13 protein-coding genes are annotated in these 12,437 nt (G+C 42.5%); 12 read left to right on the forward strand and 1 reads right to left on the reverse strand.

The window, feature by feature from the left end:
* The first annotated feature begins 4 nt into the window (after nt 1–4).
* The 10 genes from ACWA5Z_RS06125 (at nt 5) to ACWA5Z_RS06170 (ending at nt 9,774) form a co-directional block, all read left to right on the forward strand.
* Entirely contained in the window at nt 5–1,033 is a 1,029-nt protein-coding gene (locus tag ACWA5Z_RS06125) for an ABC transporter permease (protein WP_431050757.1), read from the forward strand.
* Between the two features lie 28 nt (nt 1,034–1,061).
* Nucleotides 1,062–2,543: an FGGY-family carbohydrate kinase gene (locus tag ACWA5Z_RS06130; RefSeq protein WP_431050759.1), complete on the forward strand. Its 1,482-nt coding sequence runs from the start codon at nt 1,062–1,064 to the stop codon at nt 2,541–2,543.
* 120 nt (nt 2,544–2,663) lie between these two features.
* Nucleotides 2,664–3,437 (forward strand): DNA-binding transcriptional repressor DeoR, encoded by a 774-nt coding sequence (gene deoR / locus ACWA5Z_RS06135; RefSeq protein ID WP_431050761.1) that lies wholly within the window; start codon nt 2,664–2,666, stop codon nt 3,435–3,437.
* A gap of 118 nt (nt 3,438–3,555) precedes the next feature.
* On the forward strand, nt 3,556–4,626 hold the full coding sequence (locus tag ACWA5Z_RS06140) for an ABC transporter substrate-binding protein (protein ID WP_431050763.1): 1,071 nt from the start codon (nt 3,556–3,558) through the stop codon (nt 4,624–4,626).
* Between the two features lie 7 nt (nt 4,627–4,633).
* A complete protein-coding gene (locus tag ACWA5Z_RS06145; RefSeq protein WP_431050765.1) occupies nt 4,634–5,434 on the forward strand; it encodes an alkaline phosphatase family protein in 801 nt (266 codons plus the stop codon).
* A 23-nt stretch (nt 5,435–5,457) separates the two neighbouring features.
* The gene (locus ACWA5Z_RS06150; protein WP_431050767.1) at nt 5,458–6,294 is read left to right on the forward strand and encodes an ABC transporter permease; all 837 of its coding nucleotides are present in this window, start codon (nt 5,458–5,460) and stop codon (nt 6,292–6,294) included.
* Between the two features lies 1 nt (nt 6,295).
* The gene (locus tag ACWA5Z_RS06155) at nt 6,296–7,087 is read left to right on the forward strand and encodes an ABC transporter permease (protein WP_431050769.1); all 792 of its coding nucleotides are present in this window, start codon (nt 6,296–6,298) and stop codon (nt 7,085–7,087) included.
* Complete coding sequence (locus ACWA5Z_RS06160; RefSeq protein WP_431050771.1) at nt 7,087–8,079, forward strand: ABC transporter ATP-binding protein; 993 nt, start codon at nt 7,087–7,089, stop codon at nt 8,077–8,079. Before ACWA5Z_RS06155 ends, ACWA5Z_RS06160 begins: the two co-directional genes overlap by 1 nt.
* Nucleotides 8,076–8,732, forward strand: a complete 657-nt coding sequence (locus tag ACWA5Z_RS06165; RefSeq protein ID WP_431050773.1) for an HAD family hydrolase — start codon at nt 8,076–8,078, stop codon at nt 8,730–8,732. Before ACWA5Z_RS06160 ends, ACWA5Z_RS06165 begins: the two co-directional genes overlap by 4 nt.
* A 193-nt stretch (nt 8,733–8,925) precedes the next feature.
* Nucleotides 8,926–9,774 (forward strand): class II glutamine amidotransferase, encoded by an 849-nt coding sequence (locus tag ACWA5Z_RS06170; RefSeq protein ID WP_431050775.1) that lies wholly within the window; start codon nt 8,926–8,928, stop codon nt 9,772–9,774.
* Between the two features lie 93 nt (nt 9,775–9,867).
* On the opposite strand, the gene ACWA5Z_RS06175 is transcribed toward ACWA5Z_RS06170, so the two are convergent.
* Entirely contained in the window at nt 9,868–10,764 is an 897-nt protein-coding gene (locus tag ACWA5Z_RS06175; protein ID WP_431050777.1) for a LysR family transcriptional regulator, read from the reverse strand.
* Between the two features lie 307 nt (nt 10,765–11,071).
* Here ACWA5Z_RS06175 and atoD point away from each other — a divergent pair, with 307 nt between their 5' ends.
* Complete coding sequence (gene atoD, locus ACWA5Z_RS06180; protein ID WP_431050778.1) at nt 11,072–11,728, forward strand: acetate CoA-transferase subunit alpha; 657 nt, start codon at nt 11,072–11,074, stop codon at nt 11,726–11,728.
* Between the two features lie 33 nt (nt 11,729–11,761).
* Nucleotides 11,762–12,427, forward strand: a complete 666-nt coding sequence (locus ACWA5Z_RS06185) for a 3-oxoacid CoA-transferase subunit B (protein ID WP_431050780.1) — start codon at nt 11,762–11,764, stop codon at nt 12,425–12,427.
* Nucleotides 12,428–12,437 lie beyond the last annotated feature (10 nt).

A 12,437-nucleotide genomic window follows, 5' to 3' on the forward strand; every position in this document is an offset into this window, starting at 1 on the left:
GATTATGTTTGACTTTAAAAAATTGATGTCAAAATTAGGAATTAGTATCGTATTATTTTTTATGGTTTTAGGAATGTCTATTACTACGGATGTATTTTTATCAACTAATAATATTCTTAATATATTATTACAAGTCTCAGTGATTTGCATTATATCAGTTGGTATGACTTATGTGATATTAACAGGCGGAATTGATTTATCCGTAGGTTCTATAGTCGCATTATCCGCTGTTTCTTTAGGTATTTTTATCCATTCGGGTTTGGATTGGTTGGGAGATAATCCATCAGAATTATTGATTTTTCTAATTGTTATATTTTCAATTTTGGGTTCTATAATTGTTGGCGCATTTTGTGGATATGTTAATGGACTTATTATTGTTTACTGTAAGGTTACTCCATTTATTACAACGCTGGGTATGATGGGGATTGCAAGAGGCTTAGCCTTAACATTTTCTGATGGTAAAACAATTTATAATTTTCCTGAGGCACTAAGATTTTTTGGCAATGGGCAGTTATACATCACTAATAATGTAAATATTCCAATACCAATTATTATTGCTGTATTGATAGTTATAATTAGTTGGTATGTTTTAACTCAGACTATCTTTGGAAGACAAATTTATGCTCTAGGTGGTAATCGTGAGGCGGTTAGATTATCTGGGATTGATGTCAATAAATTAGAAATTAAAGCCTATATTATCAATGGAGCTTTAGCCGCAGTGGGTGCAGTGATTTTAGTTGGAAGACTAAATGCGGCTCAGCCCATAGCGGGAAATGGCTATGAATTAGAAGCTATAGCTGCAACTGTTATTGGCGGAACGAGTTTAATTGGTGGTGTTGGTTCAGTTATTAGTACATCAATAGGTGCTCTAATTATGGGCGTGTTACAAAATGGACTAACATTATTAAATGTTACTTCTTATCTACAAAGACTAATTATTGGCTTGGTTATTATTTTAGCTGTATTTTTAGATCAGGTTAGACGAGGTGAGATTTCGATTAATAAGTTTAAACAAATATTTTTCAGGTCATAATTATTTGCTTTTATATAAAGAGGATAGTATGAAGTATTATTTGGGTCTTGATTGTGGTGGGACTTTTATTAAAGGAATCTTATTGAATGAAGAAGGATATATTTTAAACTGTATAAAAGAAGAGATTGAAGTAATTAGCCTTGATCTGGGGTATGCCGAAAGAGATATGATACGGTTTTGGCAAAAAGTATCTAATTTAATTAAAAGACTTATTAAGTCAAGTGGCGTAGATTCAAATAATATTCATGCAATCGGAATATCTTCGCAAGGTAAAGGCGCTTTTTTACTTGATTGCGATTTAAAGCCGCTAGGTCATGCTATCCTATCATCAGATAAAAGGGCAGATTATATTGTTGAGAGGTGGAGACAGAATAATATAGTTGAACAGAGCTACGCTATAACATGTCAACCTGTATGGTCTGGTCATCCAGTATCAATTTTACGCTGGATTAAAGAAAATGATCCTAATAGATATGCAAAGATATACGTTGTTTTAATGACGCATGATTACTTGAGGTTTTGTTTAACAGGTAGACTGTATTGCGAGGAGAGTAATATATCTGAATCTAATGTCTATAATTCACATAATAGAAATTACGATAAAAATTTATTTACTCTATTTGATATTGAAGAAATGTATGAAAAATTTCCACCTATTATTAAATCTAATGAAATAGCAGGATATGTAACAGAAAAAGCGGCTAAGTTATCGGGGCTAAGAGCGGGCATACCGGTTGTTGGTGGTTTTTTTGATGTAACGTCCTCAGTCTTTTGTGCTAACCTAGAAAATGAATCTCAATTAAATGTTATTTTTGGTACATGGACTATTGTTGGCGGTATTACAAAAAAAATTAGATATAATAAAAATAAAATAATTTATAGTAACTATTTGAATAGTAAGGGTTTTATTGTTCATGATGATAGTCCTACATCAGCTGCTAATCTTGAATATTTTATTGAACAATATAATAACCTAGATTACGAGCAAATAAATCAGGAGATATCTAAAATTCCAGTTGCTTCGAGTTCCATATTATTTATACCGTTTCTTTATGGTTCTAATGTTATTCAAGAAATGAAATCTGGCTTATATGGTCTGCAATATTATCATTCAAGGTTTCATATTCTTCAAGCTGTTTATGAAGGTGTGATATTTAGCTTTATGTATCATTTAAATAGGATTAGAACGGTTTTTAATGATGTTTCAATATTAAAAGTTATGGGAGGGATAACAAAATCTGATGTGTGGCTACAAATGTTAGCAGACATAACTCAACTTCCTTTAGAGATTTTAGATATTGAGGAACCTGGGTGTTTAGGTGCTGCATTGATGGCAATGCAGGGTGATAATCAGAATACAGACTTTATAATAGAGAAGATGCATTGCAAAAAGAAAATAATTTATCCAAATCGAAGTAATAGCGTGCTATATCAGTTAAAATATCATCGTTATTTAAAATTAGTGGAATTATTGCGGGATTATGAATTGGATTTAAAAAATTTCACTTAATATGTAATAGAACGTTTCATTTAAGTTTTTAATTAAATAGATGGTTTTGATGTGCTGATAATTATCTGATGTTTTAAATGGTTTGTTACAGTTAAATTTTAAAATTTTCTTAAGGTTAATATGATTAATAAAAAGAATGGCAGGATTCAGAAGTTAGAATATTTATTAAAGCAGGTGGATAGAGTTCATCTTAGCGATGCCGCAGAAATATTGAATGTATCTGAGATGACTATTCGTCGAGATATAAGTTCTAATGTAACTGAAATAGTTTTATTAGGTGGATATCTTTTAAAATCCAATGAAAAATCAAATAATTATTTCTTGCTTGAGCAGCAAGATAAAAATATTATAGAAAAAATGTATTTAGGTAAAATGGCTGCATCTTTGGTGGAAAATGGTGATGTTATTTTTTTTGATTGTGGTACAACGATTTCATTTGTTGCTTCTCAAATACCAGATTCTATAAATTTTACTGCAATATGTTGTTCAATTAATACCTTTATTATTTTGCAAGAAAAATTAAATTGTGAATTGTTATTGATTGGTGGCACATATTCAAGAGATAATGCTATGTTGACACCATTTCAAAATCAAAACCTTTTAGATAATATCTGCACTACAAAGGCATTTATTGCGACTTCCGGCGTTGATCCGCATTATGGATTAACTTGTTTCAGATTAAATGAAGCTCAAATAAAACAGAAGGCAATAGCTAAAACCAGAAAAAAGATTATTGTTTTTGATCATACAAAATTAAATAAAGTACATTCTGCATATATAGATGACATTAATAACTTTAATATTATACTTTGTAACCAATCTTTACCGTCAGAGTTCAATATCTCAGCGGATAATATTGCAACAAACGAAGATGAATTATTAAAGTTTAGATAACTTGTTCACTCGATGGTTTTCTTCGCTCTGTTCTGCTGTCATCATACTGTAACATTCCCCCGCTATACTCATTGTCTCTTCAATCTGAAGATCACTTCAAACACAAAAGGAGACTTAAATGGGCTTGTCATATTTTAATAAAAAAAGTTTAGTCATTGCCTTAACCGCACTGAGCGTCGGCTTGTCGTCTGCGTATGCCGCAGGGGATTTGGCGGCGTTGGAAGTGGCGGCGAGAAAAGAAGGCGCGGTGAACAGTGTCGGTATGCCGGACACGTGGGCGAACTGGAAAGATACGTGGGTGCAGTTGGGCGAGAAATACGGCTTGAAGCACACTGACACCGATATGAGCTCGGCACAGGAAATTGCCAAGTTTGATGCGGAAAAGAAAAATGCGACCGCGGATATCGGTGATGTCGGCGCCTCTTTCGGACCGATTGCGGTGCAAAAAGGCGTGACCCAAGCGTATAAAACCAGCTATTGGGATGACATTCCGGCATGGGCGAAAGATGAAGACGGGCATTGGATGTTGGCGTATACCGGCACGATTGCCTTTATCGTCAATAAAAATACCGTGAAAAACACTCCGCACAGTTGGGACGATTTGCTGAAAGGCGATTATAAAGTGACCGTCGGCGATGTCAGTGTGGCGGCGCAGGCGGTGAACGGCGTGTTGGCGGCGAACTTTGCGCGCGGCGGCGATGAAAAAGATTTAACCCCGGCATTGGATTTCTTTGCCGAGTTGGCGAAACAGGGGCGTTTGGGCATGGTTGATCCAAGCATTGCCAACTTGGAAAAAGGCGAAGTGGAAGTCGGTGTCGTATGGGATTTCAACGGCTTGAACTACCGTGATCAAATCGATCCGACCCGTTTTGAAGTGCTGATTCCGTCGGACGGCTCGGTGATTTCCGGTTACACCACCATCATCAATAAATATGCCAAACACCCCAATGCGGCGAAATTGGCACGCGAATATATTTTGTCCGATCAAGGGCAGATCAACCTGGCGCGCGGTTATGCCCGTCCGATTCGCGCCGACAAACTCAGCTTGCCGCAAGATGTGGTGGCGAAATTGTTGCCGTCCGAGCAGTACAAAAACGCACGTCCGATTCAAGACGGCAAAGCATGGGAAAAAACGGCTAAACAACTGCCGCGCCTGTGGCAGGAAAAAGTCATTATCAATATGAAATAAGAGGTTGATGATGAAAGCAATTCTGGTGATTTTAGACGGCTTGAATTATGCCACCGCCGTGCAAACCATGGGGCATTTACAGGCGTTGTGTCGGCGCGGCATGGGCAAATTGTATCAAGTGCAAAGCGAACTGCCTGCGCTGTCGCGCCCGTTGTACGAGTGTCTGCTCACCGGTGTTGCGCCGATTGACAGCGGCGTGGTGAATAATCGCATCACCCGCTTGTCGCACCATCGGAGTATTTTTCATTATGCCGCGGCGGCGGGTTTGACAACCGCTGCGGCGGCGTATCATTGGGTGAGCGAGTTGTATAACCGCACCCCGTTTAATCCGACCTTGGATCGCCATGTGCAAGCACCGCACTTGCCGATTCAATATGCGCATTTTTATTACGCCGACGACTATCCCGATTCCCATCTGTTTGCCGACGGCGACAGCCTGCGCCACTTGCACCAACCGCACTTTTTACTGTGCCATTCGATGAATATCGACGACATCGGACACCACTACGGACAAGACAGCAAACAATACCGTGATGCGGCACGCCGCGCCGATAATATTTTGTCCGATTACCTCGCGACGTGGTTGCAAGAGGGCTATCAGGTGATTATCACCGCCGATCACGGCATGAATGACGACGGCAACCATTGTGCCGATTCCGACACGGAGGCACGCGTGCCGTTTTATGTGTTCGGCGAGGCGTTCAGTTTGACGGATACCGCCCTTTTACAGACCGAGATTTGCGGCACGGTTTGCCAAATTTTAGGTGTAGAACACGATAAACCGTTTTGTGCGGCGCTATTAAAATAAAAAATTAACGTAGAGGCAATTTGATGAAAGGGAAAGGGTTAGCGATTGCGGCGATGTTGCCGTTTTTACTGTTTTTCCTCGCATTTCAGCTGGTGCCGCTGATTTGGATTGTGATTAACGGGTTTCAGCTTGAAGACGGCGGTTGGGGGGTGGCGAATTTCAGCGAAATTGTCAGTTCCTCGTTTTACTTGCAAGCGATCCGTTACTCATTGGAGATTTCGCTTTGGTCGAGTCTGTTCGGGCTAGTGATTGCGCTGTTCGGCAGCTATTCCCTGAGTGCGATCAAACCGTCGCGGGTCGGCGATTTTATTTTGTCGTTCAATAGCATGACCAGTAATTTTTCCGGCATTCCGCTTGCGTTCGCGTTTATTATTTTGCTAGGGGCGAACGGTGCGCTGAATCTGCTGTTACGTCACCACGGTTTTGCCGCAATTGATATTTATTCCAAAACCGGGATTATCATTATTTATACCTATTTCCAAATTCCGTTGGCGGTGTTGCTGCTCTATCCGGCATTCGATGCCTTGAAACGGGAGTGGCGCGAGGCGGCGGCGTTGCTCGGTGCGAACAGCACGGCATATTGGTGCAAAATTGCCGTGCCGGTGCTAATGCCGGCGTTGCTCGGCACGCTGGTGGTGCTGTTTGCTAATGCGATTGGTGCGTATGCCACGATTTACGCCCTCACTAGCGGCAACTATAACGTCGTGCCGATCCGTATCGGCGCCTTGGTATCGGGTGATATTTTCCTCAATCCGTATCTTGCCAGTGCGCTGTCGTTGTTCTTGATCGCATTAATGTTAGTGGTGACGCTGGTGCACCGTGGGTTGGGTAAGCGTTATAACTATCAGGATAAAAGGTAAGATGATGGCGAAAGATCGTATTTATCATTACAGTGTGTTATTGGTTTTGTTGCTGATTTTAGCTGCGCCGATTGCCGCAACCGCACTTTATTCCGTTTCCACCAGTTGGGGCGCAACCCTGCTGCCTGACGGCTTAACCTTAGATTGGTATCACCAACTGTGGACGGACGAACGTTTTCTGACCGCACTTTTCCGTTCGTTGTGGATCTGTTTCACTGCGTTGGTGGTGGCGATCGCTTTCACCTTTCCGGTGATTTTTGTGGTGGATTACTATTTCCCCAAACTGAAACCGTTGATGAATTTAGTGGTGATTTTGCCGTTCGCCATTCCGCCGGTGGTGTCGTCGGTCGGGCTGTTGCAGCTCTATTCCGATGAGCCTTTTGCCATCACCGGCACGCCGTGGATCTTGATCGGCTGCTATTTTATGATTGCCTTGCCGTTTATTTACCGGGCGATTGAAAACAATTTAAGTGCGATTAACTTGCGCGATCTGGTCGATACCGCCCATTTATTGGGCGCAAGCACCTTGCGGGCAGTATGGCAGATTATTTTACCTAACCTCAAAAATGGGCTGTTATCGGCGATTTTCCTCTCATTTTCATTCCTGATCGGCGAATTTTTGTTTGCCAATATGTTGGTCGGCGGACAATACGAAACCTTGCAGGTTTATCTCTATAACATCCGCAACCGTAGCGGACACTATTCCAGTGCGTTGGTGGTGTCGTATTTCCTGCTGATTTTATTTGCCACCCTGATTGCCAACAGCCTTAACCGTGAAAAAAGGAAAGATTAATGTCTTATTTAAATGTGGTTGATTTAGATAAAAAATATGGCGACAACACCATTTTTAGCAATATCCGTTTTCATGCCGATCAAGGGGAATTCGTCACTTTGTTAGGACCGAGCGGTTGCGGCAAATCCACCTTGTTGCGCTGTATTGCCGGTTTGACCGAGATTGACAGCGGACAAATCGTGCTGAACGGGCAGGAAATCACCCACGCCACGCCGCAAAAACGCAATATTGCGATGGTATTTCAAAGCTATGCGTTGTTTCCGAATATGAATGTGTATGACAACGTGGCGTTCGGGCTGAAAATGCGCAAAGTGCGGTCGGCGGAAATTCAGCAACGGGTTGCGCAGATTTTAGCGTTGGTCGAATTGGAAAAATACCGTGATCGCTATCCGCAGCAGTTGTCCGGCGGACAATGTCAGCGGGTGGCGTTGGCGCGTTCGCTGGTTACGCGCCCTGATTTACTGTTGTTGGACGAACCGCTGTCGGCATTGGACGCACGCATTCGTAAACATTTGCGCCAGCAGATCCGCCAAATTCAGCAGGAACTGAAGCTGACCACGATTTTCGTGACCCATGATCAGGAGGAAGCTTTGACCATGTCGGATCGGATTGTGCTGATGAATCAGGGGCGGATCGAGCAAAACAGCGATGCCGAAACCCTGTATCTTGCGCCGCAAACCCGTTTCAGCGCCGGTTTTATCGGCAGCTACAATATTCTCGGCGCCGCAGACGCTGCTCGGCTGCTGGCGTGCGAAGTGCGGTCTGATATTGCGATCCGCCCCGAATCCATCAGGCTGGAGGCTGATAGCGAGCACGGACGCGGCGTGATTGTCGGGCGTAGTTTGTTGGGCAATATTATCCGTTATAAAGTGCGCTTGGACGGCGTGGATCTGACGGTGGATAAACTCAATCTGTCGCGCGAGCATTTTTTCCCACTCGGTACGATGGTGAAAGTGGAATTTGAACAGGGGCAAATCAGGGAGTTGCAATGAGTTTAGTGCTATTTGATCTGGACGATACGCTGATCGACGGCGACAGTGCTTCTTTGTGGAGCGAATTTATGCTACATCGCGGTTTGGTCGATCACGAATTTGTCGAACGGGAATACTTGATGATGCAGAAATATGCCGCCGCTGACATGTCGATGGACGATTATATGGCGTTTACCCTTGCACCGTTGCGGGGGATGTCGCAAGCGGAGATTGCCAAACAGACCGCACTTTTTGCTTTAAATGAGATTGAGCCGCGGATTTATCCGGCGGCAAAACAAAGCGTCAAACAGGCGCAACTTGCCGGACAACGGCTGATCATGATTTCGGCGACCGCCGATTTTGTGGTACAAGCGGCGGCGAAACGGTTGGGCATTCGTGAAGTGATTGCGATTCAAACCGAGCTGCTGGACGGACATTACACGGGCAACACCGTCGGGGTGCTCAGCTACCAGCAGGGCAAAGTAACCCGTTTGCAAGCCTATCTCGGTGATCATTATGCCGATTTAATACGTGCTGCGACGTTCTACTCCGATTCGTGTAACGACCTGCCGTTGCTGAACGAAGTGGGCTATCCGAAAGTGGTCAATCCTGACCGCACTTTGCGCCGGCACGCGGAAAAGTGCGGTTGGCAAATCCTGACTTGGCAGCTGTAGGGGCTGTCGCTCTTTATTTATAATTTGAGCAATGGATCCTAAAATCAGCAACCACAAAACGGATAAAAAATCTGCGAAAAAGAATATCCCCCTATTTTATATTGGTAAAAAAAGCGTATAATTCTGCACCATTCGACTTATCTTTTCGCTTCTTTAAGAAGTATTATTTTTGAGTTTTGCAGGATCGCATTATATGTGTCAACTTTTGGGCATGAACTGTAACAGCCCGACCGATATTGTTTTTTCTTTTGAAGGTTTTCGCCGCCGTGCAGGGATCACCGATCACCATTCCGACGGCTTCGGTATCGCATTTTTCGAAGGCAAAGGCGTGCGCGTGTTTCGCGATGACAAACCGTGCAGTTCATCGCCGATTGCCGATTGCGTCAAGCAGTACCACATCAAATCCTTGAATGTGATCGCGCATATCCGCAAAGCGACCCAAGGCTTGGTGAATCTGGAAAACACCCACCCGTTTATGCGTGAAATCTGGGGCGAAAACTGGGTGTTTGCCCACAACGGCAACTTGAAAACCATGCCGGATCTGTCGGAAAGCCGAGCGCAACCAATCGGCACAACCGATTCCGAAGCGGCATTCTGCTACATGGTGGAAAAACTCAAAGTGCGCTATCACAAAAAGCCGAGTGATCAGGCGATTTTCGATGCGGTGCGTGAAATTGCGAATGATCTGGCAGAGCTAGGTACGTTTAACTTTATCCTGTCTAACGGACAAATCATGCTGGCGCATTGTTCCACCAATTTGCATTATGTCATGCGCAAAGCCCCGTTCGGCAAAGCGTTCCGTATTGACGATGACGGCGTGATTGACTTTAACGACTTCGCCAAACCGAACGACCGGGTGAATATCATCTCGACCTTTCCGCTGACCAAAAACGAAGAATGGGTCAAAATGGAACACGGCGGTTTTGTGATGTTCAAAGACGGCGAAAAAATCCATGAAGTGGTCGGTATCTTCAAACACATGGAAGATGACGGCACGACGTGCCGCGCACAAGAGCAAATTGAAACCCAGAATGCCGCTTGATTAATGTTAAATTTCCAAACCGCACTTTTAGGGCTGATCAGCTCCCAATCAAAAAGTGCGGTTTAATTTTTTCTCTTTTTTGCATACTATTCTTTAAGATTTAAATGCGCTAAGTAGCGAATCTAAAATATAACTTTCAATATTACTGTAGTTATTTTTCCGCAATCGGCATAATGTTACTCGCCAAGGAACCGGATCTTTAATTCGTCGACAGACATAATCATTTGCAGGGTAAATTTCAGCAATCGGGAACGGTAAAATCGTTAATAATTCTTTATTGATTTTGGTTGAATTTAATAAAAAGTCCCAAGAGCTGGATTCTACAATAATATTCGGATAACTATTGTGCCGTTCAAAATATTCGCTTAATTGGTGATAAATCATAAATGTTTTATCAAAGATAGCCATTTTTTCATTATGTAAATCCTGCCATGTTAAGATTGATTTTTGTGCCAAGTGGTGTTGCGGCGAGAAGAAAACCGCCAGTTCGGAATGCGAAATTTCAAAAGAATCAATGATATTTTTAGAAATGCCTTCCGGGTAAAGCAGCACGGCTAAATCAATATTCTCCATTAATAATTCGTTTTTTAATACATATGCGCCTTGTTCTTTAATACTGAAGTTAATGGTCGGATTATTAAGAATCAAATGCGGCATAATTTCAGAAAATACAACGGATAAAACTAATGGCGGAATACCGATGGTAATATTTCCGGTAATTTTATTCGTGATTTTACGCAGATTGTGATTCATATTATTATATTTTTCGATAATCTCTTTTGCATCGTGATAATAATTTTCTCCAACGTAAGTCAAACCGATGATTTTTCCCTGCGCGCGCTTGAATAATTGAATGGCTTCCCGTTTTTCAAAGTCGTTAATCATCATGCTGAGTGCCGGCTGCGAAATATACAGATGTTGTGAAGTGCGGCTTAAATTAAAATTGTTATCTACAATCGCGATGAAATAGCGCAGATGTCGAATATCCATATCATTCTCCGTTAACTTTCTTGACTATTCCTATTTTATCTTAAAAACCTATAAATAAAATTGATAGATATCTAAAAAATCAGTATTTCTTTTTCTGTTTTTTTCCTGTTATGCTCGATTCAAATTATAACAATGGTAGAGGGGTTGTTTATAACCTTATGAAAAATAAATAAAATTATGAATTGTTTCAAATAAAAAAGAGATGTGGGAAATATAAAAAATTTAGAAATAGTTTGTTCTATTTTCGATGAATTAAGCGTGTAATTAATTATGTATAAATAAAATATATATCATTTGGAGAGTCATTATGTCTAAAGTTATTGCTATTGCCGAGATAAAAAATCATCTGTTTGACGGGATGACGATTATGTCCGGCGGTTTTATGGGGATCGGCTCGGCGGAAACATTGGTGCAGGCGATTTTAGATGCCGGTACTAAAGATATTACGCTGATTAGTAGCGATACCGCATTGGTTGATAGCGGCGTAGGACCGCTTATTGTGAACAACCGGGTTAAAAAAGTGATTGCTTCCCACATCGGCACTAATCCGGAAACCGGCAAAAAAATGATTGCCGGAGAAATCGAGGTGGAATTGGTGCCGCAAGGCACTTTTGCGGAGCGTATCCGTGCCGGCGGTGCCGGTTTGGGCGGGATTCTAACGCCAACCGGAGTAGGAACGGTGGTGGAAGAGGGAAAACAAAAGATACGAATCGATCAGGTCGATTATCTGTTAGAACTGCCGCTGAAAGCCGATTTGGCACTGATTAAAGCGCATACGGCGGATACTTGCGGCAATTTGATCTATGACGGTTCCGCCCGAAACTTTAATCCGTTAATGGCGCTGGCTTGCAAAACCGTGATTGTCGAGGCGGATTATTTGGTTGAGGCAGGGGAATTAGAACCGAATCAGGTGATCACGCCGGCAACGTTGGTGGACCATATTGTGTTAAAAACCGCACTTTGATCAGTTAAGTGAAGCAATCAGAAGGAAAAGGATATGAATGCAAAAGAATTAATTGCTCGCCGTATTGCAATGGAACTTAAAAACGGCGATGTCGTCAATCTGGGAATCGGTTTGCCGACGATGGTGGCAAATTACCTGCCTGATGACGTGAATATCATGTTGCAGTCCGAAAACGGCTTTTTGGGATTGACCGCTTTGGATAGCGAAACGGCGAACCCGAATATTGTTAATGCAGGCGGACAACCTTGTTCGATTAAGGCTGACGGTGCGTTTTTTGACAGCGGCTTTTCCTTTGCCCTCATTCGCGGCGGACATGTCGATGCCTGTGTGCTGGGCGGTTTGGAAGTCGATCAGGAAGCTAATCTGGCGAATTGGATGGTGCCGGGCAAAATGGTGCCGGGTATGGGCGGTGCAATGGATTTGGTCACCGGTTCGCGCAAGGTCATTATTGGTATGGAACATTGCGCCAAATCGGGGTCGTCAAAAATTCTGAAAAAATGCACTTTGCCTTTAACTGCCAGAAAGAAAGTACATATGGTGGTGACCGAATTGGCGGTGTTTAGTTTTGTCGACGGCAGATTAATTTTGCAAGAACATGCGCCAAACGTTGATTTGGAGACGATTAAAACCAAAACCGAAGCGGATTTTATCGTCGCGGACGATTTTAAAGAGATGGTGATCAGCCGTCAATCTATGTAACCGATAGCCG

This window comes from Testudinibacter sp. P80/BLE/0925, assembly GCF_053570785.1.